The organism is Pseudotabrizicola sp. L79, assembly GCF_036553525.1.
Taxonomy (GTDB): Bacteria; Pseudomonadota; Alphaproteobacteria; order Rhodobacterales; family Rhodobacteraceae; genus Pseudotabrizicola.
In genome coordinates this window covers 108635-133838 of sequence record NZ_JAZHDA010000052.1, presented here as the reverse complement: position 1 = coordinate 133838, position 25204 = coordinate 108635, and the positions used below count along the sequence as shown (strand labels likewise).

Below are 25204 nucleotides of genomic sequence, written 5' to 3'. Positions count from 1 at the left end.
TTGCAAAAATCCACGGCAGGGGCGGGGAAAGCCCCAGCCTAGGCCCGTTCCAGCAACCGCTGGCGTTCAAAGTCGGTCACCACGCGGTCAGTCTCGGAAATCTCCCACTGCGCGGCATGGTGATAGTGATCGACCACATCATCGCCAAAGGCCGCCCGCAGCATGGCGCTGCCCTTCAGCGCCGCTGCCGCATCGCGCAGATTGTGGGGCACGTTGCGGATGCCTTCGGTGTTATACATGTCGCCCTTCATCTCGGGCTCCAGCTCCATCTTGGCCTCGATCCCGGCCAGACCTGCCGCCAGCAGCGCCGCACAGGCCAGATAGGGGTTGGCGTCACTGCCCGGAATCCGGCACTCCACCCGCACCGCCTTGGATTGCACGCCGCAGACGCGAAAGCCCGCCGTGCGGTTGTCCGCACTCCACACCGCCTTGGTGGGGGCGAACATGCCAATGGTAAAGCGCTTGTAGCTGTTCACATAGGGCGCCAGAAAGGCCGTGATTTCCGTGGCATGGGCCAACTGCCCCGCCACAAACTGCTTCATCAGATCTGACATGCCATAGGGGTCTGCCGGGTCATGGAACGCGGGTCTGCCATCCTTGGTCCACAGGCTTTGATGCACATGGCTGGACGATCCGGCGCGGCGGTGATCGTATTTGGCCATGAAAGTCACCGACTTGCCCTTGGCCCAGGCGATTTCCTTGACGCCATTCTTGACGATCACATGGTTGTCGGCCGTGTCCAAAGCGTCGGAATAGCGATAGTTGATCTCTTCCTGACCGGCTTCGGCCTCGCCCTTGGAATTCTCGATCGGAATCCCCGCGCCATACAGCCCGTTGCGGATGGCGCGCATCACATCCTCTTCCTTGGTGGTCTGGAAGATGTGGTAATCCTCGTTATAGCCGCTGACGGTTTTCAGATCGGCAAAGCCATGGTCGCGCAGGTTTTCATAGGAATTCTCGAACAGGTAGAATTCCAGTTCCGTCGCCATCATCGGCTCGAACCCCAGCGCCCGCGCCCGCGCCACCTGACGCTTCAGAATGGCACGCGGGCTCATCGGCACTTCGTGGCCGTGATGGTCCAGCGTATCGCCCAGCACCAGCGCCGTGCCCTCTAGCCATGGAATGCGGCGCAGGGTGGCCATATCGGGCTTTAGCACATAATCGCCATAGCCGGTTTCCCAACTGCTGGATTTATAGCCCTGCACCGTGGTCATCTCCATGTCCACGGTCAGCAGATAGTTGCAGCAATGGGTTTCTGTATGGCCGCCATCGACAAAGAACCGCGCGTGAAACCGCTTGCCCATCAGGCGGCCTTGCATGTCGATACCGGCGACCAGAACGGTGTCGATCTCGCCCTTGTCCACAAGGCCCCGAAGTTCTTCCAGCGTCAGATTGCCCGGCATCTCTGTTCCCCGTCGGTGAGTCTGAATTTGATCATATTCTTGTGGTCAGGGGCGCGCAATCTCTGGCGCGCCCCCAGGGTCTTGTCCGGTCAGCGATAGGGCCGACCTGCCTTTTGCATGGTGTCGTTATACTGCTTGAAGATCGCCACGACCTTGGCCTTGGTCTCGGATTCCGCCGCGATCTCATCCCAGAAGGTCACGGCAGCCGCCTCGACCGTGGCCCATTCCTCATCGGGAATGGTGGTCAGTTGCATCTTGCCGCCGTTCAGGCGCAGATCGGCCTCGCCGCCCCAATACCAGTGCTGGCGATAGTAATGCGACTGTTCAAAGCACACGGCCAGCAGTTCCTGCAAATGCGGGGGCAGGGCGTTCCAACGATCCATATTGGCAAAGAAATGGCCAATCCACGCGCCCGAGATGTTGTTGGTCAGGAAGTAGTTGGTCACATTCGACCAGCCCACCGTATACACCTCGGTGATGCCCGACCAAGCGATGCCATCCAGCTCGCCCGTCTGCACGGCCACTTCGATGTCTTCCCATGGCAGCGTCACCGGCACCACGCCGAACTGGCTTAGAAAACGGCCAGCGGTGGGGAAGGTGAACACCCGCTTTCCTTGCAGATCGGCAAGGCTGTTGATCGGGTCTTTGGTCGAGAAATGGCACGGATCCCAAGACCCGGCCGAGATATGCTTGACGCCCACCTTGGCGTATTCTTCTTCCCAGATCTGCTTCAACCCGTATTTGTTGAACAGAACCGGCACATCAAGGCTATAGCGCAGCGCCAGCGGGAAATAGCCGCCAAACACCGTCACTTCGGTGGGCGAGGCCATGCTGTCATCATCCGATTGCACGCAATCAATCGTGCCCGCCTGCATCGCCTGAAACAGCTCGCCCGTGGGCACCAGCTGATCTGCGGTGAACAGCTCGATCTCCATCTGCCCGGCCGCGATGCGGTTGAACATATCGACGGCGGGCTTCACCACCTCTTCGGCCAAGGCAGCCCCGGCATAGGTCTGCATCCGCCATTTGATCACCTCTTGCGCGCGCAACACTGAAGGCGCGGCAAGGGTAGCGGCACCGGCAAGGGCGCCTTTGGTCAGGAAAGAACGTCTGGACGTCATGGGTAAACCTCTCTGTTGCAGGGAATGGGTCCGGTTCAGCCGGGCCTCAGGGATAAATCATGTTGGGCAGCCACAGGGCCAAACCGGGGAAGATCATGATCAGGGCCAGGGCCACCACCATGACCAGAACAAAGGGCCAGACCGAGGCATAGATATCGCCCATCGAAATCTCGGGCGGGGCAAAGGCCCGCATCAAAAACAGGTTATAGCCAAAGGGCGGCGTCAGATAGGCGATCTGGCAGGTGATGGTGTAAAGCACCCCATACCAGATCAGCACATCGCCACGCGGCATGCCGAAATCAAGGCCCGCGACCAGCGGCACATACAGGGGCGCCACGATCACCAGCATGGCGGTATCATCTAGGAACATGCCCATCAGCAGAAACGAAAGCTGCATCAGGATCAGGATCGTCCAAGGCCCCATGTGCAACTGGTCGATGAACAGGTTTTCCACCGCCTTGACGGCGCCCAGGCCATCAAACACCGCGCCAAACGACAGCGCCGCAAGGATCACCCACATGAACATCGCCGAAATCGCCAGCGTGTTGCGGGTGGCCACTTCGAACACCGTGGCATTCATCCGGCCCTTGATCACCGCCCCCAGCACCGTCATCAAGACGCCGATCACACTGCTTTCGACCAGCGAGGTATAGCCATAGATAAAGGGCACCATCATGCCGCCAAAGATGGCAAAGGGCAAAAGCCCGGCCCGCAGGGACGCCAGCTTTTCCGCCGTGGTGATGCTGGCGCGCTCATCCTCGCTTAGCGCCGGGCCCAGTTCGGGCTGCACCCGGCAGCGGATCAGGATCAGCATAATGAACATTGCGGCCATCATCAGCCCCGGCACAATGCCCGCCAACCACAATTCCGACACCGGCGCCCGCGCGATCATCGCATACAGGACCAGCACAACCGACGGCGGGATCAGGATGCCAAGGCTGGACCCGGCCTGAATAACCCCCGTCACCATCCGCTTGTCATAGCCCCGGCGCAGCAACTCGGGCAGGGCGATGGTTGACCCGATGGCCATGCCCGCCACTGACAGCCCGTTCATGGCCGAAATCAGCACCATCAACAAAATGGTGCCAATCGCCAATCCGCCCCGCACCCGGCCAAACCAGATGTGAAACATCTTGTAGAGGTCATCGGCCAGCTTGGCCTCGCTCATCACATAGCCCATGAAGACGAACATCGGCAGGCTTAGCAGCGGATACCATTTCATCAGCTTCATGCTGGCCGAAAAGCCCATCCTCTCGCCGCCCGTGCCCCACAGCATCAGGGCCGAAAAGACGGCGACAAAGCCGATCACCGCAAAGACCCGCTGCCCCGTCATCATCAGCAGCAGCATGGTCGAAAACATCAGCAGCGCGATCATCTCATAGGACATCAGATTTTCTCTCCACGGATCGTGGCGATGTCCTTGATCAGCGCCGACAGGGCCTGCAACAGCATCAGCGCAAAGCCCACGCAAAGCGTGACCTTGATCGGCCACATATAGGGCCGCCACGCGGTTGGGCTGCGCTCGTTATAGGTAAAGGCGTAAAGCGTGCTGTCGATGGCCCCATACAGCATGACGCCCAGATAAAAGATCAGCGCAAAAACGGTGAACCCATCCCACCAGGCGCGGCGCACGGGGCTTTGCTTGGCATAGAACAGGTCCATCCGCACATGGCCCTCCATCTGCATCGCATAGGGCCCGCCCAGAATGTAATAGGCCACCATCACGAACTGGGCCAATTCCAGCGTCCACAGCGACGGGTTGAAGAAGGCCTTGCTGATGGTGGACCACATCAGAATGGCCATCAGCACGAACAAAAGATACATGGCAAACCGGCCAACGCCGTAATTCATCTTGTCCACGATGCGGACAAAGGCAATCGCTGCGCGCGGCATCAAACGGCCCCCTCGGTGATGGTGGCCAGGGCGGCGCTCAGGCAGGGGGCCAACTGGTCGGCCATCGCCTCGGCGGCGGCGGGGGTGACGATCAGATCATTGCGAATTTCCAGCATCGCATTGGCCAGCCGATACGGGTTGGCCTGCAACCGCAGCGTATGCGTCACGCCATCGGCGGCCGAATAGGGCGCGTTCAACTCGGCCTTCAGGCCCACAGGCGCATGGGCCAGAATGGCGCGCGCCATCCGGTCATCGGCATCATGGATGATCCCAAACTCCACCGCCCGCGGCGCGCCGAAATACACTGGCGTAAAGCTGTGAATGGTCACGATCACCGGGGCCAGCCCCAGCGCCATGCGCCGCGCCACTTCGATATGCAGATCGTCATGGAACGGCACATAAACCGCCTGCGTGCGCCGCGCCCGTTCCTCGGCGCTGATCGCGGCATTGCCGGGCACCGTGAACACCTCGGATTGCGCGGGCATCGCCCCGGCCTGATCGGGGGCGCGGTTCAGATCATAGACCAACCGACTGACCGGCGCATGCACAAGGCAGGCATCCAGCCGCCGCGCCAAACCCCGCGCCAGATCCAGCGCGCCCGGATCCCAGGCGATATGGGCCAGTTGCTCGGCCGCCGTCAGCCCCAGCCCATCCCATTCGGGCGGGATGTGATGCGAGGCGTGTTCGCACACCAAAAGAATACGCCCGCGCGAGTCGCGGTTCTCGAAAATCGCACGAAAGGGTGCCATGGTTCTGGCAGGCAACGTGCCCTGATCTGGCGCAGACATCACGCGAGTCATCCCCCTCTTTTTTCACAGCGTCCCTTGCCAGCCCGCATTCTGTCAAGAATTTTTCTTTGCGAAAAATTCTGTTACAAAGTTTTCTAAACCGGGCCTTCGCCCTGCCAGAGTCGCTGCCAATTTTCTGTGCAGACCAACTCTGTTTCAGGGTGTATGGCTGACAGGGATCTGGGGCCAGAAGGGCAGGAACGAAATGGATATGGCCATGACTGTCGAAGACCGGATGCGCGCCGCCCTGCCGGATCTGACCCGTGCCGAACGGCAACTGGCCACCCATATCCTGCGGCATTACCCGGTGGCGGCGCTGGGCTCGATCACGGCGCTGGCCAAATCGGCCGAGGTCTCGACCCCCACCGTAGTGCGCCTGTGTCAGAAACTGGGTTACAAGGGCTATCCCGATTATCAGGGTGCCCTGCGCGGCGAGGTCGAAGCGATGCTGGTGTCGCCCATCGCCAAACATGACCGTTGGGCCGGCGGGGCGCCGGATGCCCATGTGCTGAACCGCTTTGCCGATGCGGTGGTTGCCAATCTGCAAGCCACGCTTGGCCAGATCGACCACGCCGAATTCGATGCCGCCGCCCAGCTTTTGGCCGATAACCGGCGCAAGATCTTTGCGATGGGGGGGCGGATCACCCATGCAATGGCCGATTATTTCGTCACGCTGATGAAGGTCGTGCGCCCTGATGTCACGCTGATGTCGGATATGTCGAACACCTGGCCCCCTGCGCTGCTGGATATGGCCAAGGGCGATATCCTGCTGGTCTTCGACATCCGCCGCTATGAAAACTCGGTCCTGCAACTGGTGGAACTGGCGGTCGAACAGGGGGCCGAGGTGATTCTGATCACCGACCGCTGGGTCAGCCCCGCGGCCAGCCATGCCCGCCACACCCTGTCGTGCCATATCGAGGCCCCCAGCGCCTGGGATTCAACCGTGTCTATTCTGGTGCTGGTCGAAACCCTGCTGGCGTCAGTTCAGGCGCTGACATGGTCCAGCACCGAACAGCGCATGAAACGGCTGGAAACGCTGTATGACAGGTCGCGCTTTTTCCGGCGCTATCGTTAGGCCAGCCCCGTCACGTCACGGGCGGTGCCAGCGGCTTGCGCCGCGCGCCCGACAGCGCGTTGAACCCCACCGCCCCCATCAGCACCGCACCGCCGACAAAGGTGCCCGCGCTGGCCGTTTCCCCCAGAAACAGCCACACCCAGATTGGCGCCAGCAGCACCTCGACCATCGACAGCAAGGTCAGTTCCGCCGCCGGAATAACCCGGCTGCCGGTGGTATAAAGTGCCATGCCGATGGCCAGAATCACGGCCCCCATGGCCATCGCAATCACCACATCGCGCAGGGGCACCACAATTCCGGTGCCGATCGCCGTGGAAACAACCCCGGCGGCCAGCATTGAAAAGATCGCCCCCAGCACAACGGCGGGCATCATGTCTGACAACTTGCCCCAGCGCAGTGCCAGCGTGAACACAGAAAACCCAAGCGCCGACAGCAGCGCCGCCACATTGCCCGCCAAGGCCCCGGCGGCCAGCCCTTCGCGCACCATGATGAACATGCCGACAGCGGCCATCACAATCGCCATCCATGTGGCCCGCCGCACCGGTTCGCGCAGGATCAACCAGCCCAGAACCGCCGTCAGAAAGGGCGAGGCCGAGAACAGGAACACGGCATTGGCAACCGTGGTGGCCTGAATGGCAAAGATTGCGCCCCCAAAGGCCAGCACCAGACCCAGCCCCCCGATCACCCCCGGAATGCCAACCCCGCGCAGCCGCGCCCAAAGCTGCCCGCCAGACCGCCACCAGATCACCGCCATCAAAACCGGAATCACCCCGACCGACCGCCAGAACAGCACCGCCCAGGTGCCTGCACCTTCGATCTGGCGGATCATCAGGCCCATCAACGACCACAAGATCCCCGCCCCGATCACCAGGATGACGCCCGTTCCATATCGCATGATTGCCCCCCGTTTGGGGCATCAAAGGCGGCAGGGCGGGCAGCGTCTGTTCCCCGCGCGACCGCCTGCGTCGCAAACGGGGCAGGGGCCTAATAGCCGGCGCGGCGATCCACCAGATGCAGCAGCGGCTCTTTGGCCTGGCCGCGCCGGATGTTTTCTGCAATCACCCGCGCGGCAGAGCTGGCGCGGGTATCGGCGGCAATATGCGGTGTCACCGTCACCCGCGGATGTGCCCAGAATGGGTGATTTTGGGGCAAAGGCTCGGTGCGAAAGACATCCAGCGTGGCATGGCCGATCTGGCCGCTGTCCAGCGCCGCCAGCAGCGCGGCATCGTCGATCAGCGGGCCACGACCGGGGTTCAGCACGACCGCCCCCCGCGCCATCAGCGCCAAGGTTTCTTCGTTCAGCGTGTTTTCCGTCTCGGGCGTTTTGGGCAGCAACGTCACCACGATCTGCGCCCCGCTCAGGGCCGTGCGCAATCCATCGCCCCCCGACAGGCAGCGCACCCCGGCCACATCCTTGGGCCGCCGGCTCCAGCCTGTCACCGGGAAATTCAGCGCCACCAGCGCCTGCGCACAGGCCGTGCCCAGGGCGCCAAGGCCCAGCATGGTCACCGGTCGTTCGCGCGCAAGCGGCGGGCAGGTCGCATCCCAGACATGGCCGGGGTTCACGATATGCCGATCCATCCCCAGATGATGGCGCAGCACATGGCCCACCACCCACTCCACCATCCCTTCGGTCAGGCCCGGGTCCACCATCCGGCACAGGGGCTGGGTCAGCGTCGGGTTGCCCACAATCCGCTCGACCCCGGCCCACAGCGACAACACCGCCTTGCAGCGGGTAAAGGGGCTGAAATCCTGCAACGGGGCCGAGGGCGCATAGACGATATAATCCACCGTCTCGGGCGCCGCCTCCAACACCACCTCGCCCGTCACCCCCAGATCGGCTAGCGCCTTGGGCAACGTCTTTGCATAGTCGTCCCACAGCTTGGGGGCGGCGAAAAGGATGGTTGTCATCGGGCCTCGGGCAGGTCAGCGGGGTCGGTGAATATGCGCACTCTGGATCAGGCCAAAGGCCACCAGCAAGACCAGCATGGCCGAACCGCCATAGGAAAGAAAGGGCAAAGGCACCCCCACCACCGGCGCCAGCCCCATCACCATCGACAGATTGATCGCCAGATACAGGAAAAAGTTGACCGCAATCCCCATGATCAGCAGCGTCGAAAACCTGTCCTTGTTCTGCAAGGCCGACACATAGCAAAACACCAAGATCAACGCATAAAGGATCAGGATCGAGAACACCCCGACAAAGCCGAATTCCTCGCCCAGGGTGGTAAAGATGAAATCGGTATGCTTTTCGGGCAAAAAGTTCAGCCGGCTTTGGGTGCCCTGCATGAACCCCTTGCCGCCCCATCCGCCCGATCCCAAAGCGATCTGTGCCTGAATGATGTTATAGCCTGCGCCCAGCGGGTCGGCGGTCGGGTCAAGAAAGGTGTCGATCCGGCGGAACTGATAATCGTGCAACAACTGCCAATCGGTGCCCCGGCTGGCAAAAACCGCCCAGATCGTGGCCACCACGCCCGAAATCACCGCCGCAAAATACCACCAGCTGACCCCGGCCAGCAGCATCACCGCGCCGCCGATCATCAGCAAGATCAACGCCGTGCCCAGATTGGGCTGCATTAGCACCAAAACCGTGGGCAGCACCGTCAGCGCCACGGGCACCAGCACCCAGAACGGGCGCGAAACCTTTTTGACATCCAGCCAGTCATAATAGGCCGCCAGCATCATCACCAGCGTCACCTTCATCAATTCCGACGGTTGCAGCCGCAGCCCGCCAATCTCGATCCAGCGTTGCGCGCCCATGCCGACGGTGCCGAAAAACTCGACCACCAGCAGCAACATCATGCTGACCAGATAGGCCAGTAAAGACATGTTGCGCCAGAACCAGATCGGCACAAAGGCGATAAAGAACATCGCCACCGCACCCAGCGCAAAGACCTGCATCTGCCGCCCGGCCCAAACATCCATCCGCCCGCCGGCGATGGAATACAGCGCCAGCCAGCCCACCGCCGACACAGCGGTGACCAGCACGATCAGCGGCCAGTTCAGATACAGAACCTTCTTCAGCCCCGAGGGCACGAATTTAACGCGGTATTCCAGAAAACTCATGGCCCGCCCCTTCAGGCTTTTGACGCTTCGGGGGCCTGCCCCGAGGCATCGCGCAAAGGCAGCTTGGACAGCATCGATTCAATCCGGTTGCGCTGCGATGCCGGATAGGCCGACAGCGGCGGCAAGCCATCGCTCAGCGCCCGCAAGATCGCATCCCGCGCAATCGGCGCGGCGGCGGTCGATCCGCCGCCCCCATGCTCGACCACCACCGAAACGGCATAGCGCGGGTTGGTATAGGGCGCAAAGCCCACGAACAGCGCATGATCGCGCCGGTTCCACGGCAATTGATCGTTGGAAATCACCCCCCGCGCACGTTCGGCGGCGGTGATGTTGCGCACCTGACTGGTGCCGGTCTTGCCCGCCCAGACCAGCGCCTCATCGACAATGCGCGACGATTTCGCCGTGCCGCGTTCGCTGTTGATCACCGCGAACATGCCCGACCTGATCTTGCGCAGCGCCGCTTCGCCAATATCCAGCTCGGCCGCCGGGGGCACCTCTGTCTCGCGCCCGTCAATCGCGCGCACCAGCCGTGGCACCACCGCCCGCCCGGTGGCCAGCCGCGCCGTCATCACCGCCAGTTGCAAAGGCGAGGTCAGCACATAGCCCTGTCCGATGCTGGCGTTGATCGTATCGCCAATGCGCCAGTCCTGCTTGTGCTGTTCGGCCTTCCACTGCTTGTTGGGCATGATCCCTTCGGCAATGGCCGACATCGGAATGTCATGGCGCACCCCCAGACCCAATTCGCGGCCCATCTCGGCGATCTTGTCGATCCCCACCTTTTGCGCGATGTCATAGAAATAGACGTCGCAGCTTTGCTCCAGCGACTTTTCCAGATTCACCGCCCCGTGGCCTGCCCGCTTCCAGCAGTGAAAGCGGCGCCCCCCCACCTCCAGATGGCCGGGGCAGCGCACCGTGGTGTCCACATTGATCACGCCCGCCTTCAGCGCGGCCAGGGCCGTCACCATCTTGAAGGTCGAGCCGGGCGGATAAACCCCCTGCACCGTCTTGTTGGCCAGGGGGCGATGGTCATCCTCGACCAGCCCGTTGTAATCGGTATGGCTGATGCCGCGCACAAACAGATTGGGGTCGAAAGACGGCGAGGAGGCAATGGCAATGATATCGCCATTGTTCACATCCATCACCACCGCCGCCGCCGATTCCTCGCCCAGCCGCGCCTGCACGAAATTCTGCACATCGGCATCAATCGTCAGCCGAATGTCAGCGCCAGGATCGCCTTCCTTGCGCTCCAACTCGCGCATCACGCGGCCCACGGCATTCACCTCGATCCGCCGCGTGCCAGCCGTGCCGCGCAGATAGTCTTCCAGCCAGCGCTCGACCCCGATCTTGCCGATCTGGAATTTCGGAATGGTCAGCAGCGGGTCTGGCGTTTCCAGCGCCTCCAGATCGCGTTCTGACACCGGCCCGACATAGCCCACCACATGCGCAAAATCGGTATCGCGCGGATAGCGGCGGCTTAACCCCACCTCGGGCGACACCCCCGGCAAAGACGGCGCATTCAGCGCCACCTTTGACATGTCTTCCCAGGTCAGCCGGTCGGCCACCGTCACCGGCGCGAAAGGCGAGGTGCGCTTCATCTCTTTCGAGGTGCGGTCCAGATCATCCGCCGTCAGCGGGATCACATGCGCCAGCTTGGCCAGCACCGCATCCACATCGCCCGCATCCTCACGGGTAATCACCACCCGGTAATTCTGCTCATTCCCGGCAATCAGCTTGCCGTTGCGATCCTGAATCAACCCCCGCGCCGGCGGGATCAGCCGGATCGAGATCCGGTTCTCCTCGGCCAGCAGCTTGAACTGGTCGGCCTGCTCGACCGACAGATAGCGCATCCGTGCGCCCAGCACCGCAAACATCGCCGTCATCGCCCCGCCCATCAACAGGGCCCGGCGATGCGTCACGCGCGCGGCGTCATCAGTTTCCTTCGGGCTGCGTCTCACAGGCGGCGTCCATAGCTGTCGACTTCCCCAGTCGCAGGCTTGCGCAGATCAAAGGTGATCCGGCTTGCCCCAACCACCAAGGGGTAGCACAAGATCGACCACAGAGTCTGCATCATGGCAAAGCCAAATCCGGCTTGCGGCAGGAACGATAGCGTGAACACCAGCCGATAGGCCAGCAGGCAGGCCACCATCAGCGCGGCCACCAGCGCCCATTCCACCATAAAGGTCAACTCGCGCGTCAGCGTCACCCGGTTGCGGATGAACTCGACCGCCACAATCACAAGCGCCGTCCACAGACCGGGGGGCCGCATCAGCAACATGTCTTCCATCAGCAGCACAGCCCCCAGCAACCAGACGGGCAGGTAATCCGGCCGCCGCGTGGCCCAGGCAAAGATCACGCACAGCAATAGATCAGGCCCCGGCCAGTCACCCGCCTCTGATCCCATCGGCAGCAGCCGGGTGAACATCAGCACAGCGGCGATCAGCACGAACAGCCCGCGATAAAGCCACACCCCGGATGGCGCCAATTCAACCATCGCCGCCATCCGTCTCGGTGGTGGCATCGCCCGCCGGGGCCGCCTCGGGCTGGGTGCCCCGCGCGGGCATCGCATCGGTGTTCAGCGCCTCGCTGGTGTCTGGCCCCGCAGGCAGCACCGGCGGCGCGATCAGCGCCCCGGCATCGGTGATCGGCGTCAACTCATGGCTGCGCAACACCCGCAAGAACTCCAGCCGCTGATAATCGGCACTCAGCGACACGCGCAAGCGCCGGTCGGTGCCCATGACCACCTGACCCACCAGCAGATTGGCCGGGAACATGCCGCCATCGCCGGAACTGACCACCCGATCACCGGGCCGAACCTCATCGGCATCTTCCAGAAAATCCAACGGCGGCAAGGCCGAATTGTCACCCGACAGAATCGCCTTCTGCCCCGAGGGCTGCACCGTCACCGGCACCCGGCTGTTGGTATCGGTCAGCAAGATCACCCGGCTGGTGCGCTGCCCCACGCCCGAGATCCGCCCCACCACGCCGATCCCGTCCATCGTGGCCCAGCCATCCAGAATCCCGTCGCGCTCGCCCACGTTGATCAGCACCGATTGCCGGAACGGGCTGCCACTGTCGGCCAGCACCTGCCCGGTCACATGGGTCAACTTGGGGTCAAGGCGCACTTGGTTCAGGTCCAGCAGCCGGGCGTTTTGTTGCTCCAACTGCAAGGCGGCCTCTTTCCAGGCCTTCATCTGCTGCAATTCGCGCCGCAGATCCTGATTTTGCTCATACAGGCTGGCATAGCTTTGAAACTGGTCCAGCATCCCGCTGGCCTTTGACAGCGGCACCAGCGCCCAGTCAAACGACGGCACCACCCGGTCGATCAGCGCCGCGCGAAACCGTTCCACCCTTGGGCTGTCGATGCGCCACAGCAGGAACAACCCCAGCAAGGCCAGCACCAGAATGCCCACCAGCACCCGGCGCAGCGGGCGCGAAAATTCTTCGGGATCAGTGCGTGTCTTTGCCATGGCTGTCCAAATCTGCCCGACGCTGCCCTTGGCCGTAAAGGCCGGATCAGCTGTCGTAGTCGATCACATGCCGCAGCTGCTTTTCATATTCCAGCGCCTTGCCGGTGCCCAGCGCCACACAATTCAGCGATTCATTGGCCACGCTGATCGACAGCCCGGTCTGTTCGCGCAGGCTCAGATCCAGATCGCCCAGCAGCGCCCCGCCCCCCGTCAGCATCACGCCACGGTCCACGATGTCGGCGGCCAGATCGGGCGGCGTGGCCTCCAGCGCCTGCATCACCGCATCGCAGATCTGCTGCACCGGTTCGGCCAAAGCCTCGGCCACCTGCGCCTGATTGATCTCGGTTTCCTTGGGCACCCCGTTCAGCAGGTCGCGCCCCCGGATCGTCATGCTGGCGCCGCGCCCGTCATCGGGCATCCGCGCCGTGCCGATGCTGGTTTTGATCCGCTCGGCCGTCGATTCCCCGATCAGCAGGTTCTGGTGGCGGCGCAGATAGCTGATGATCGCCTCATCCATCCGGTCGCCCCCCACCCGAACCGAGCGGGCGTAAACGATATCGCCAAGCGACAGCACCGCCACCTCGGTGGTGCCGCCGCCAATATCCACAACCATGTTCCCCGTGGGGTCGGTGATCGGCATCCCGGCACCGATAGCCGCGGCAATCGGCTCGGCAATCAGGCCCGCGCGCCGAGCGCCTGCCGACAGAACCGACTGCCGGATCGCCCGCTTTTCCACCGGTGTCGCACCATGCGGCACGCAAACGATGATCTTCGGCTTGGAAAAGGTCGTGCGCTTGTGCACCTTGCGGATGAAATGCTTGATCATCTCTTCGGCGCTGTCGAAATCGGCAATCACGCCGTCGCGCATCGGGCGAATCGCCTCGATCGTGCCGGGGGTGCGGCCCAGCATCAGCTTGGCATCCTCGCCCACGGCCAGCACCTGTTTCTTGCCGTCCTTGACGTGATAGGCCACGACCGAAGGCTCGTTCAGAACGATGCCCTTGCCCCGGATATAGACCAGCGTGTTCGCAGTCCCAAGGTCGATCGCCATGTCCGACGAGAAGAGGCCAGAAAAGATCATAGCGGGAAAGTCCTTTTGATGCACCACGCGTCCCGCGACTCAGCGTCCTGAGGCGGCGTGTTCATATAAGGCCGCTGATCACAGGGGGAAAGGGCATTCGGACCGGCGGGCCGTTCTGCGCCGATGGGTCAGGGCAGGGGGCAGGCCAGCTGCGCCTGTCGCTCTTGCACCATCTGCTGGGCTGGCCTCATCGCCATCAGGGGCCGTGCCGGGGTGGCATGCAGCACCTGCACGCCATGCCGTGCCATCACCCCCGCCCGCAGGCCCGGCGACATCGAGCGCAAGACCTGATCGCCGGTGAACAGCGATTCAACCGCAATGCCCTCGGCAAAAATCACCTCATGCCGGGGCAGCAAAAGATGAAAATACGCCACCCCCCCGACGGGCCGCACCAGACTGACCCCCGCCAAGGCCCGCAACGCCCGCGCGGGCACCAACACCTCGCCCGCCGCGCCCGGCCTGCCGGCATCCGGCACAGCCACCCGGTGCTGCTGCGACAGGATCAGCGCCCGCGTCGGCCCCGGAATCCCCAAAGGCGCCAGACACATAGGGGCCAATCGCAAGGGCTGCACATCGGGGCGCTCGTCCATCTCGGCGGCACTGACCCGATGCCGGGTGATCAGCAAAATCGGCTGCGGCCCATGGTCTGCCGTGATCACCAGATCGCCCGCGGCCAGATCTTCCACCCGTCGCGGCCCGCGTGGCGTCATGATCCGCGCGCCAAGGGCAAAGCAGGTGATAAAGGAAATCACCGACCGATCCGCCGTTGCCCCGGCATAGACATTGTTCACCAGCCTGGTCAGATCGATCGACGCAATCGGCCCGCCCGCCAGGGCCGCATTGCCCGCCGTGCCCGCAACGGGCGAGGGCAAGACATACAAATCCCCATTCGTCATCTGCGCCACCACCAGCTGCGTGGTGACCACCGTGCCATCCAGATAGGTGATCGTCGCGTCATAAACGGCGACTCCGTCAAAGGTATAGGTGCCCGCCTGCGGCCCGCTGTTCACGATGATCTGATCGTCGGCCAGACTGTTGTTCATGTCCAACACCCCTGCCGTGCCCCCCATGTCGCGCGATGTGACGGAAACCCAGTCATCGGCCAGCGCGGCACCTGGCCCGCCAAAACTGCGCCCGACCAAAAGGGCGGCATTTTCCGCCGTCTGGTTGATGGCCCCGTCAGTGTCATTCTCGGTCGGGTCGATCATCACACCCGGATTGCCAAGGTAAAGGGCATTAAACGTCAGCGCCATTTGATCCTCCGGCCAGTTTCTGGCTTTCGGCCTAGCGCGCCTGGGTTATCGTCGGGTTAAGGCGCATCACCAAACAGGGGAAAAACCATGCCAGCATCCCGTTTCACCGATCAGGTGGCCATCGTCACCGGCGCGGGCAGCGCAGGCGGCATCGGCTTTGCCATCGCCCGCGCACTGGTGCAGGCCGGGGCGCGCGTCTGCCTGACCGCCACCTCGCCGCGCATCCATGACCGTGGGGCCGAACTGGGCTGCCTGTCCCACATCGCCGACCTGACCGACCCCGACCAGACTGCCGCGCTTTTCGCCAAAGTCACCGCCCAGCTTGGCCCGGTGACAACCCTGATCAACAATGCCGGCATGGTCCAAACCGGCACCGACATTCCCCGCCAGCAGCTGCACGGCTGGTCTGATGCCGATTGGGCGCATCACATGGCGCTGAACATCAACACCACCTTCCACTGCTGCCGCGCCGCCTTGCCGGGCATGATGGCGCGCGGCTATGGCCGCATCGTCAACATCTCTTCCGTCACCGGCCCCGTCGTCACCATCGACGGCTCTTCGGCCTATGCCACGGCCAAGGCCGCCATCACCGGCCTGACCCGTTCGGTCGCGCTGGAATATGGCCGCCACGGCATCACCTGCAACGCGGTGCTGCCCGGCTGGATCGAAACCGCCAGCAGCAGCGCGGATGAACTGCGGGCAGGGCAAGCCACCCCGGCAGGCCGCCCCGGCACCCCCGACGAAGTGGCCGCCGCCGCCCTGTTTCTTGCCTCGCCCGCTGCCAGCTATGTTACCGGCGCGATGTTGGTGGTAGACGGCGGCAATACCTTGCAAGAACACAAAGGCGCCTGACCTGCCCGTGCTCTGCATCCACAGATTCCGGGCCACGCCGTTTCCCCGCCACCCGCGCGGGGGCAGCGCGCCCATCCTTGCTTTGCCCCGGGCGCACCGTGCCCAGAAAGGCCCAGAATGACCGACGATCCCCAGTTCCTCCCCGGTGTTCCGGCGCAGGCCGTTCTTTCCGCCCTGCGGCGCAGCCCCGGCAATGAACTGGCCAGCGGCAAGTTCGCCAGCCCCGAGTCGTCGGCCGCCTTGGCCGCCAATGCCTTTGGCTGGTTCCTTGACCGCCCCGGCCAGTTGCCCCCCCTGCCGGATGTCCCGATGGGCCAGCCCGAACAGCTCGAGGTCGAGGCCGAAATGCACTTTCCCTGGCGCGGCGGCCGCCACCCCTGGCTTGATGCCGCGATCACCACGCCCACCACATTGGTCGGGGTGGAAAGCAAGCGTTACGAGCCCTTTCGCCCGCAAAAATCCGTCACCTTTTCCGAGGCATTCGACAGCCGCGACTGGGGCACCGGCATGCAGCCCTTTACCCGCCTGCGCCGCGCATTGGTGGCAGGGCAGGCCAGCTTTCAAGCGCTGAACGCCGCGCAACTGGTGAAACATGCCTACGGCCTGCGCCATCAGGCCGTCAAACGCGGGCGCGGGGCGGTGCTGGTCTATCTTTATGCCGAACCCGCCACATGGGCCTCGGGCAAACCGGTCGATCCGGCCCGCATCACCCTGCACCGGGCCGAGGTGGCCCGCTTTGCCAAGGCCATCCACGGCGCCGATGTCACCTTCTGCGCCCTGCGCTGGTCTGATCTGGTGGCGCAATGGGCCAAGACCCCGGCCCTTGCCCCCCATGCTGCGGCAATCACCGCCCAGTTCGGCCGGCTCTGACCCCTGGCGCGGCGCTCAGGGCGGGGGCAGCAGCACGATCTTGCCCAGATGGCGCTTTTCCTGAAACAACCGCTGCGCCTCGGCGATCTGCGGCAAGGCCAGGGTTGCCGCCACCAAAGGCCGGATCTCCTGCCGCTCGACATAGCCGATCAGATCGGCAAACACCTGCGGCGCCCAGGCCGTGCAGCCGATCAGCCGCAGGTCATTCAGATACATCACCCGCAGATCCAGCCGCACCACCGGCCCGGCAATCGCACCCGAGGTGACATAGCATCCCCCCCGGCGCAACACCGTCAGCAGGCCGCCAAAGCCCGGCCCGCCAACAGTGTCCACCACCACATCCACACTCTGCGCGCCCAGGGCCTGCACCGGATCGTCCGCGCGCTCCAGCACCCGGTCCGCGCCCAGATCGCGCAGCGCCGCGGCCTTGGCCGCCGTCGTCACCGCCACCACCTCGGCCCCGCGCCGCTTGGCCAGTTGCACCACGGCAGACCCAACCCCGCCCGAGGCGCCGGGCACCAGAACCCGCATCCCCGCCGCAACCCCGGCCCGATGCAGCATGTTCTCCGCCGTGCCATAAGCACAAGGAACCGAGGCAAGCTCGGCATCGCTCCAGCCCGAGCGCAGGGCAAACACCTCGCCCGCGGGCACCTTCACGAATTGCGCAAAGGCCCCGTCCAGGTTCGACCCCAACCAGCGCCCGCCGGATGCGCCCGTCACCGGGTCATCCATACAGGGCCGCACCAACACCCGCTGCCCGATCAGGCCCGCGTCAACGCCCGCCCCAGCCCCGACCACCCGCCCGCAACAATCAGTGCCCTGAATCAGCGGAAACGGCGTGGCCCCATCCCAGCCCCCGGCGGCATCCGCGGCCGTGTCGCTTGTCTCGGCAGTGCCGTCCGTCACCTCGGGCGCATACCAGCCCAGCCGCGTGTTGATATCGGTGTTGTTCACCCCGGCGGCCAGCACCTGCACCAGCACCTCTCCCGGCCCCGGAACGGGGCGCGGCACCTCGCGCCAACTCAGGCGGTCATAGCCGCCGGTCCCGGTCGTCACCACCGCCCACATGCTGTTCACCGCTTTCCCCTTCATCTGTTCCTAAATATCCCGGGGGTCAGCGTCTTGGCCCCGCCAAGACGCGAAAAGGGGGCAGCGCCCCCTTTCCTTTGCGTCCGCCGCAGCGCCCGGCCTATTCGCCGTGATAGCTGACCGTCTTCACATCATCGCCCGGCGCCGATTTCTGCCGCCGCACGATCAGCTTGTTCAGCGCATTCACATAGGCCTTGGTGCTGGCAACAATCGTATCCGTATCCGCCGAAGACCCGGTCACGATCCGCCCGTCCTCTTGCAGACGCACCGACACCGTGGCCTGCGCATCGGTGCCTTCGGTCACGGCATGCACCTGATACAGCTCCAGCCGCGCCTCATGCGGGAACAGCATCTTGACGCAGTTGAAGGCCGCATCCACCGGGCCATCGCCCGTGGCATCGATGCTGTGATCCACCCCGTCAATGGTCAGCGTCAGCTCGGCCTCTTGCGGGCCTTCGGTGCCACAGATCACCCGCAGCTTCTTGACCTGCATGAAATCATGCTCGTCATTCGTGGCCTGATCCGCCACCAGCGCCACGAGATCGTCGTCGTAAACCTCTTTCTTGCGGTCGGCCAGGGCCTTGAACCGCACGAAGACATCGTTCAGCTGATTGTCGGCCAGATCATAGCCCAGATCCTTCAGCTTGGCCCGCAGCGCCGCCCGGCCCGAATGCTTGCCCATGGCGATGTTCTTCTGAACCAGACCAATATCCTCGGGCCGCATGATCTCAAAGGTCTCGACATTCTTCAGCACCCCGTCCTGATGGATGCCGCTTTCATGCAGAAAGGCGTTCTTGCCCACGATCGCCTTGTTGAACTGCACGTTGAACCCCGAAACACTGGCCACCCGGCGCGACAGGTTCATGATCTTGGTCGTGTCGATCCGCGTGTCATAGGGCAGAATGTCATGGCGCACCTTCATTGCCATCACCACTTCCTCCAGCGCGGTATTGCCCGCGCGTTCCCCCAGACCGTTGATCGTGCATTCAATCTGCCGCGCCCCGGCCTCGACCGCAGCCAGAGAGTTGGCCGTCGCCATGCCCAGATCGTTGTGGCAATGGGTGGCAAAGACAATCTCATCCGCGCCCGGCACCCGCTCCAGCAGCATGGCGATCAGATCGGCACTTTCGCGCGGATAGGTATAGCCCACCGTATCGGGAATGTTGATCGTGGTGGCCCCGGCCTTGATGGCAATCTCAACCACCCGGCACAGGTAATCATGCTCGGTCCGCGTCGCATCCATCGGCGACCACTGCACATTGTCACACAGGTTGCGCGCATGGGTCACGGTTTCATGAATCCGCTCGGCCATCTGGTCCATATCCAGATTGGGAATGGCGCGGTGCAGCGGCGATGTGCCGATAAACGTGTGAATCCGCGGGCTTTTCGCGTGTTTCACAGCCTCCCAGCAGCGGTCGATATCCTTGAAATTCGCCCGCGCCAGCCCACAGATCGTGCTGGTTTTCGCCCGCTTGGCAATCTCGCTGACCGCCAGAAAATCGCCCTCGCTGGCAATCGGAAATCCGGCTTCGATGATATCGACGCCCATTTCATCCAGCAGGCCGGCAATCTCCAGCTTTTCCTCATGCGTCATCGTCGCCCCGGGCGATTGCTCGCCATCGCGCAGCGTCGTGTCAAAAATCAGAACGCGGTTCTGTTTGGTCGTGGCGGTCATCGTGAAATTCCTTGCTTCTTGCCGTGGTTCGCGTGCCGGGCGCTGTTCACCTCTGAGCGGTCGCGCCCAAGGGCACGCTCAGAGGCGGCTAAGAAGCAGCAGACCACGGGGAAGCATCTGCCCAAACGGCACCGACGCCCCCAAGGCGCCCTGCATGTCTGCGATGATCATATCCCGTGTCATGGCCGCGACGATACGAAACGACACGCCAAGGTCAAGTGCGAAATGACGGGGCAGGGGGCTTGGCCCAGCGCTTAAGAAATATGGGCGATGAGCAGCGAGAGTTCAGAAACGAGGTTAGATAAATTTTCCAGTTGCATTTCCAACCATTGGCATTTTTTCCTAACGCTATGGTTAAACTGGTTCTTCTGCACAAGGCTGACTCGATCTACGATGATGAACCGGACGTCGTTTATGACTTTCCGCAAAGGTATCTTGACGACCTGAGGGCGGCAATTGACGATTGGATTGTCTATTTCGAGCCAGTGAAGGCGGGGCCGCGTGGGTATTTCGCCGTAGCCAAGATTAGTGATGTGATACCTAAGCCAAATTCTGAGGGGCGGTATCTTGCTCTCATCGAGAAGGGTAGTTTCTTGCCATTTGATTGTCACGTTGGACGACTGAACAATGGCATACCGTGGGAAGCAGCCCTACTGGCTGCAAACGGCACCATCCGGCGGGGTGGCAATCTGGTTGGGGCTGTCCGACGACTGACCGAGGCCGAATTTGCAAACATCGTTGCGGCTGGTCTGCCGCAAAATCTCGAAGATATTGAGGCGCGCAGGTATGATCCCAACCGGTCGGAGTTGGACGACGATGCTGTATTTTTTGAGCGGCCAGTTATGGAACGGCTGACTAAGCGGCCCTATCGGGATGTGGTGTTCCGCCGTCGCGTACGTGAAGCCTATGGTTACCGCTGTGCGATGTCGGGTTTGATGTTGCGTAATGGTGGGGGGCGCCCCGAGGTGCAGGCCGCTCATATCCATTCAGTCGAAGGTGGTGGAAACGACGACGTTCGCAATGGTCTTGCTTTGTCTGGAACGCTACACTGGATGTTTGATCGAGGTCTCATTTCGGTGGCGGATGATTGCGAAACTATTCTCATTTCTCACAACAAGGTTCCGTCTGATGTTGTAGGGCGTTTGATTGCGCCCGGTGGCAAATTGCTTCGACCAGAAAACCCATTGAATTCTCCGCACCCGCGAAATCTGAAATGGCACCGTGAAAATGTGTTTGGCCGTGTTCTCACAGATGAAGCTGCACCGTGGTAGGGTGTGGGTGGCGCAGATTGTGCAGCGCTTCCCCCCATGCTGACGCGAGACGGTCCCTACCCGAAAATTCAATTGCCTGACACTTCCTGAAAACGTCACGCCAAGCCCTTGGAATCCTTCACCCCAACTTCCATCTTTGCCAGAGACATTTCCAAGGACATTTCACCCCGGCCCCGCTTGCGGCCCCGGTTTTCGCTGTCGTATTGTTTCCCGATCTGCCACAATCTGGCCAAATCCCGGCGATACCCCAGCGATACCCAGCGATACCGAGGCCCATGTCCAAACCAGACCCCACCCCCTACGCCACTCTCCCCTCCCGCGCCTTCTGGCGAACCGGGGTCGCCGCGGCGGGGGTGTTCGGCCTGTCTGATCTGTGGACCTCGCCCTGGGCCTTGCCCGCCGACGCCCGCTTTGCCACCTTTGGCTCTTGCTTTGCCCAGCACATCAGCCGCGCCCTCAAGGCCCGCCGCATGGGCTGGATCGACGGCGAACCTGCGCCCGCCGCCACCCCGCCAGACCTTGCGCTGCGGTTCAACTACGGCGTCTTTTCCGCCCGCACCGCGAATATCTACACCGCCGCCCAACTGCGCCTGCTGTTGCAACTGGTGGCGGGCCAGGTGGCTGTCGATGCGCCCGAGATCTGGGCCGATCCCGATGGCCGCTTTCGCGACAGCCTGCGCCCCGCCATCGAACCCGACGGCTTTGCCAGCCACGACGAGGCCATCCTGTCACGCACCGCCATGCTGCGCGGGTTGAAACGCGCGATCACCGGGGCCGATGTGTTTGTCTTTACCCTTGGCCTGACCGAAGGCTGGGAAAGCGCCACGGGCCAGCCCTATGCCGCCTGTCCGGGCACGCTGGGGGGCAGCTTCAACGCCGACCAGCACCGCTTTGTGAATTACCGTGCCGCGGCGATCCGTCAGGCCCTGGATGACAGCCTCGTGCTGCTGCGTGGCCTGAACCCCGACATCCACCTGCTGCTGACCGTCAGCCCCGTGCCGCTGACTGCGACTGCCAGCGGCGATCACGTTCTGGTCGCCACCACCCGATCAAAGTCGGTGCTGCGCGGCGTCGCGGGCGAGATGGCCGAGGATTGCCCCGAGGTCGATTACTTCCCCAGCTATGAAATCATCACCGGCCCCGCCACCCGTTCGGCCTTTTTCGAACCCAACCTGCGCTCGGTCGTGCCGCAGGGGGTGGAAACGGTGATGGGCCATTTCTTTCAGGGCCTGCGCCTGACCGCCCCGCCCCGCCATGGCGCCGAAGCCGCAGCCGAAGCCAGCCGTGACCGCGCGGTGACCGAGGCGATGGCCGCCGAAGCACTGGTCTGCGAAGAAGCCGCGCTGGAGGCCTATAATGCGTCCTGATCTGCTGATCGTCGGCGACAGCCATTGCGGCGCGCTGCAAGAGGCCGCTGTGGCTTCGGGGCTGAACAGCAAGATGCTGTTCCTGTCGGGCAATCTTTGGCACGAAAACCGGATGCGCCCGCATCCGACGCAGGGCCTGTCGGTCCCCCATCGCCCGGCCCTGAACCGGCGCATCGCGGCCTTTGCCGCCGAGGCGCAAAGCAGTGTCTTTCCCAAGGATATCCCGGTGCTGGCCAGCATCGGCTATCATCTGGGCCGCCTTGTGCCGCCCTTTGCCCGCCATGGCCACAGCCCCGACCCCACCCATGCCGCCACCGAAGACGCGGCCCTGTTCACCTCGGATGCCTTTCTGACCGGCTATATCTTTCACCACCGCAGCAGCCTGTTTCGCCTGTTGCGGCTGGCCAGTCAGGATGCGCGCCTGCTGGTCATCGCCCCGCCGATGATCCAGACCGATCCGGTGGCGCTGCATGTGGCGGCCCGCATCACCCGCATCCTGCGCGACAACGGCATCGCCGTGTTTGACCCGCGCGAAGAACCCGATTGGGCCGATGCCCCCCTGCCTGAACATCTGCGCGCGCCTGATGGGGTGCATGGCAACCCCGCCTATGGCGCCGAGGTGCTGTCGCGTCTTTTTGACCGAAATCTGATCCGAATGGCCGCCGCAGCCGAATAAGACGAAAAAGGTCTGACCATGCGCGCAGTTGTTATCGGCGCCTCGGGCGGGATCGGCGCGGCCCTGACGGCCCGCCTGACCGCCCAAGGCCACCACGTCACCGCCCTGTCCCGCTCTGCCGACGGGCTGGACATCACGGATGAGGCCAGCATCGCCCACCACCTTGGTGCGCTGGCCGGCCCCTTTGACCGGCTCTTTGTCACCACAGGCGCGCTGGAACTGAACGGCACCCCGCCGGAAAAGACCCTGCGCGCGCTGGACGCACAGGCCATGGCCGCGCAATTCGCGCTGAATGCCATCGGCCCCGCGCTGGTGCTGAAACATGCCCTGCCGCTGATCCCGCGGGATGCGCCCAGCAAGATCGCCATCCTGTCGGCGCGGGTGGGCAGCATTGGCGACAACGGCCTTGGCGGCTGGTATGCCTATCGCGCGGCCAAGGCGGCGCTGAACCAACTGGTGCATACCGCCGCGATCGAACTGGCGCGCAGCCACAAACAGGCCGTGCTGGCCTGCCTGCATCCGGGCACGGTCGCCACCCCGCTGACCGCCAAATACGCAGGCGGCCACCCGACCGTTCCCCCCGATCAGGCCGCCGCCCATCTGATTGCCGTGCTCGACAGCCTGACCCCGGCCCAGACGGGGGGCTTTTTCGATTGGCAGGGCAAAGCCATCCCATGGTGAAACCGCGCCTGATCCTTGTCTTGGGCGATCAGCTGTCGCAGGGGCTGTCGGCCCTGCGCGCGGGCGACAAATCGCGCGACATCGTGGTGATGGCCGAGGTGATGGCCGAAGGCAGCTATGTGCGCCACCACCCGCAAAAGATCGTGCTGGTGCTGTCGGCCATGCGCCACTTTGCCGCCGAATTGCAGGCGCAGGGCTGGCAGGTGGCCTATACCCGGCTGGATGATCCCGACAACAGCCAGTCGATTGGCGGTGAACTGCTGCGCCACGCCGCGGTCCATGGCGCGACCGAGGTGCTGGCCACGCGGCCCGGCGAATGGCGGCTGATCGCGGCCCTGAACGACCTGCCGCTGACGGTCAGCCAGCACCCCGATGACCGCTTTTTGTGCAGCGACGCCGAATTTGCCACCTGGGCCAAGGGGCGCAAGCAACTGCGGATGGAATGGTTTTATCGCGACATGCGGCGCAAGACCGGGCTGTTGATGCAAGGCGACGATCCGGCGGGCGGGCAGTGGAACTTTGACCATGACAACCGCAAACCCGCCCGCGCCGATCTGCTGCGCCCGCGCCCGCCCCGCTTTGCCCCCGATGCGGTCACGGCTGCGGTGATCGCGCTGGTGCGCGACCGTTTTGCCGATCATTTCGGCGGGCTCGACGGCTTTGGCTGGGCCACAACACGCCCCGAGGCGCAACAGGCGCTGGATCATTTCATCACCCATGCCCTGCCGCGCTTTGGCGATGAACAAGATGCGATGCTGCAAGATGACCCGACGCTCAGCCATGCCCTGATCTCGCCCTATCTGAACATCGGCCTTCTGGGCTGGCACGAGGTGTGCAAGGCCGCCGAGGACGCATGGCGGGCAGGGCGCGCGCCGCTGAACGCGGTCGAAGGCTTTGTCCGTCAGATCATCGGCTGGCGCGAGTTCATTCGCGGCATCTATTTTCTCGAAGGCCCCGATTACACCACCCGCAACGCGCTGGGGGCACAGCGCGCCCTGCCGCCGCTGTTCTGGGGGGCAAAGACGCAGATGGCCTGCCTGTCGCAGGCCGTGGGCCAGACGCGCGATCTGGCCTATGCCCATCACATCCAGCGCCTGATGGTCACCGGCAATTTCGCCATGCTGGCCGGGGTGAACCCGGCCGAGGTGCATGACTGGTATCTGTCGGTCTATATCGACGCCTTTGAATGGGTCGAGGCCCCGAACACGATCGGCATGAGTCAGTTTGCCGATGGCGGGGTGGTCGGTTCAAAACCCTATGCCGCATCCGGTGCCTATATCGACCGGATGAGCGATTATTGCGCAGGCTGCGCCTATCGGGTGAAGGACAAGACCGGGGCCAAGGCTTGCCCGTTCAATCTGCTGTATTGGGATTTCCTGCTGCGCCACCGCGACCGCTTTGCCAAGAACCCCCGCATGGCGCAGATGTATCGCACCTGGGACAAGATGGATGCCACCCGCCGCGACACGGTGCTGACCGAGGCGGCCGATTTCCTGCGCCGTCTGGACGCGGGCGAAACCGTCTGATCCGCCGATCGGGGTGGCCGTCTTGCGGCCCCGCCTTCGCCCCGCGCAAC

The 25204-nt window shown here is 63.4% G+C and carries 23 protein-coding genes; 8 read left to right on the top strand and 15 right to left on the bottom strand.

Going from position 1 to position 25204, the window contains the following annotated elements; all coding sequences use genetic code 11:
* Nucleotides 1-38: 38 nt before the first annotated feature.
* From V3C85_RS13790 to V3C85_RS13770, 5 genes are all read right to left on the bottom strand, one after another.
* Nucleotides 39-1403: a glutamine synthetase family protein gene (locus tag V3C85_RS13790; protein ID WP_331795726.1), complete on the bottom strand. Its 1365-nt coding sequence runs from the start codon at nucleotides 1401-1403 to the stop codon at nucleotides 39-41.
* 89 nt (nucleotides 1404-1492) lie between these two features.
* Entirely contained in the window at nucleotides 1493-2524 is a 1032-nt protein-coding gene (locus tag V3C85_RS13785; protein ID WP_331795725.1) for a TRAP transporter substrate-binding protein, read from the bottom strand.
* A 46-nt stretch (nucleotides 2525-2570) separates the two neighbouring features.
* Complete coding sequence (locus V3C85_RS13780; protein WP_331795724.1) at nucleotides 2571-3911, bottom strand: TRAP transporter large permease; 1341 nt, start codon at nucleotides 3909-3911, stop codon at nucleotides 2571-2573.
* Nucleotides 3911-4417: a TRAP transporter small permease subunit gene (locus tag V3C85_RS13775; RefSeq protein ID WP_331795723.1), complete on the bottom strand. Its 507-nt coding sequence runs from the start codon at nucleotides 4415-4417 to the stop codon at nucleotides 3911-3913. Before V3C85_RS13775 ends, V3C85_RS13780 begins: the two co-directional genes overlap by 1 nt.
* Nucleotides 4417-5166: an N-formylglutamate amidohydrolase gene (locus V3C85_RS13770; protein WP_331795722.1), complete on the bottom strand. Its 750-nt coding sequence runs from the start codon at nucleotides 5164-5166 to the stop codon at nucleotides 4417-4419. The genes V3C85_RS13775 and V3C85_RS13770 overlap by 1 nt, the downstream gene beginning before the upstream one ends.
* A gap of 256 nt (nucleotides 5167-5422) precedes the next feature.
* On the opposite strand from V3C85_RS13770, the gene V3C85_RS13765 reads away from it, so the two are divergent.
* On the top strand, nucleotides 5423-6280 hold the full coding sequence (locus tag V3C85_RS13765) for a MurR/RpiR family transcriptional regulator (protein WP_445942021.1): 858 nt from the start codon (nucleotides 5423-5425) through the stop codon (nucleotides 6278-6280).
* Between the two features lie 10 nt (nucleotides 6281-6290).
* Here V3C85_RS13765 and V3C85_RS13760 read toward each other — a convergent pair whose 3' ends face one another.
* From V3C85_RS13760 to V3C85_RS13725, 8 genes are all read right to left on the bottom strand, one after another.
* Nucleotides 6291-7175: a DMT family transporter gene (locus V3C85_RS13760; protein WP_331795720.1), complete on the bottom strand. Its 885-nt coding sequence runs from the start codon at nucleotides 7173-7175 to the stop codon at nucleotides 6291-6293.
* An 89-nt stretch (nucleotides 7176-7264) separates the two neighbouring features.
* A complete protein-coding gene (locus V3C85_RS13755) occupies nucleotides 7265-8191 on the bottom strand; it encodes a 2-hydroxyacid dehydrogenase (protein WP_331795718.1) in 927 nt (308 codons plus the stop codon).
* 15 nt (nucleotides 8192-8206) lie between these two features.
* Nucleotides 8207-9346 (bottom strand): rod shape-determining protein RodA, encoded by a 1140-nt coding sequence (gene rodA / locus V3C85_RS13750; RefSeq protein ID WP_331795717.1) that lies wholly within the window; start codon nucleotides 9344-9346, stop codon nucleotides 8207-8209.
* 11 nt (nucleotides 9347-9357) lie between these two features.
* Nucleotides 9358-11301: a penicillin-binding protein 2 gene (mrdA, locus tag V3C85_RS13745; RefSeq protein ID WP_331795716.1), complete on the bottom strand. Its 1944-nt coding sequence runs from the start codon at nucleotides 11299-11301 to the stop codon at nucleotides 9358-9360.
* Nucleotides 11298-11837 carry a rod shape-determining protein MreD gene (locus tag V3C85_RS13740; RefSeq protein ID WP_331795714.1) on the bottom strand — a complete coding sequence of 180 codons (540 nt, stop codon included), beginning with the start codon at nucleotides 11835-11837 and terminating at the stop codon, nucleotides 11298-11300. The genes mrdA and V3C85_RS13740 overlap by 4 nt, the downstream gene beginning before the upstream one ends.
* Nucleotides 11830-12813 (bottom strand): rod shape-determining protein MreC, encoded by a 984-nt coding sequence (gene mreC, locus V3C85_RS13735; RefSeq protein WP_331795713.1) that lies wholly within the window; start codon nucleotides 12811-12813, stop codon nucleotides 11830-11832. Before mreC ends, V3C85_RS13740 begins: the two co-directional genes overlap by 8 nt.
* Before the next feature lie 46 nt (nucleotides 12814-12859).
* On the bottom strand, nucleotides 12860-13894 hold the full coding sequence (locus tag V3C85_RS13730) for a rod shape-determining protein (protein ID WP_331795712.1): 1035 nt from the start codon (nucleotides 13892-13894) through the stop codon (nucleotides 12860-12862).
* A gap of 128 nt (nucleotides 13895-14022) precedes the next feature.
* Nucleotides 14023-15147 (bottom strand): Hint domain-containing protein, encoded by a 1125-nt coding sequence (locus tag V3C85_RS13725; RefSeq protein WP_331795710.1) that lies wholly within the window; start codon nucleotides 15145-15147, stop codon nucleotides 14023-14025.
* An 87-nt stretch (nucleotides 15148-15234) separates the two neighbouring features.
* Here V3C85_RS13725 and V3C85_RS13720 point away from each other — a divergent pair, with 87 nt between their 5' ends.
* Complete coding sequence (locus tag V3C85_RS13720) at nucleotides 15235-15999, top strand: SDR family NAD(P)-dependent oxidoreductase (RefSeq protein WP_331795708.1); 765 nt, start codon at nucleotides 15235-15237, stop codon at nucleotides 15997-15999.
* A 117-nt stretch (nucleotides 16000-16116) separates the two neighbouring features.
* Nucleotides 16117-16869 carry a PGN_0703 family putative restriction endonuclease gene (locus tag V3C85_RS13715; protein WP_331795707.1) on the top strand — a complete coding sequence of 251 codons (753 nt, stop codon included), beginning with the start codon at nucleotides 16117-16119 and terminating at the stop codon, nucleotides 16867-16869.
* 15 nt (nucleotides 16870-16884) lie between these two features.
* On the opposite strand, the gene V3C85_RS13710 is transcribed toward V3C85_RS13715, so the two are convergent.
* The gene (locus tag V3C85_RS13710; RefSeq protein WP_331796034.1) at nucleotides 16885-17937 is read right to left on the bottom strand and encodes a zinc-binding dehydrogenase; all 1053 of its coding nucleotides are present in this window, start codon (nucleotides 17935-17937) and stop codon (nucleotides 16885-16887) included.
* A 121-nt stretch (nucleotides 17938-18058) separates the two neighbouring features.
* Nucleotides 18059-19633, bottom strand: a complete 1575-nt coding sequence (locus V3C85_RS13705; protein ID WP_331795706.1) for a 2-isopropylmalate synthase — start codon at nucleotides 19631-19633, stop codon at nucleotides 18059-18061.
* Between the two features lie 350 nt (nucleotides 19634-19983).
* Between V3C85_RS13705 and V3C85_RS13700 the strand changes: the two genes are divergently transcribed.
* The 5 genes from V3C85_RS13700 (at nucleotide 19984) to V3C85_RS13680 (ending at nucleotide 25154) form a co-directional block, all read left to right on the top strand.
* Entirely contained in the window at nucleotides 19984-20904 is a 921-nt protein-coding gene (locus tag V3C85_RS13700; RefSeq protein WP_331795704.1) for an HNH endonuclease, read from the top strand.
* Between the two features lie 275 nt (nucleotides 20905-21179).
* Complete coding sequence (locus V3C85_RS13695; protein ID WP_331795702.1) at nucleotides 21180-22271, top strand: GSCFA domain-containing protein; 1092 nt, start codon at nucleotides 21180-21182, stop codon at nucleotides 22269-22271.
* A complete protein-coding gene (locus tag V3C85_RS13690; protein WP_331795701.1) occupies nucleotides 22261-22947 on the top strand; it encodes a hypothetical protein in 687 nt (228 codons plus the stop codon). Before V3C85_RS13695 ends, V3C85_RS13690 begins: the two co-directional genes overlap by 11 nt.
* An 18-nt stretch (nucleotides 22948-22965) precedes the next feature.
* A complete protein-coding gene (locus V3C85_RS13685) occupies nucleotides 22966-23628 on the top strand; it encodes an SDR family NAD(P)-dependent oxidoreductase (RefSeq protein ID WP_331795699.1) in 663 nt (220 codons plus the stop codon).
* Entirely contained in the window at nucleotides 23622-25154 is a 1533-nt protein-coding gene (locus tag V3C85_RS13680) for a cryptochrome/photolyase family protein (protein WP_331795698.1), read from the top strand. Before V3C85_RS13685 ends, V3C85_RS13680 begins: the two co-directional genes overlap by 7 nt.
* Nucleotides 25155-25204 lie beyond the last annotated feature (50 nt).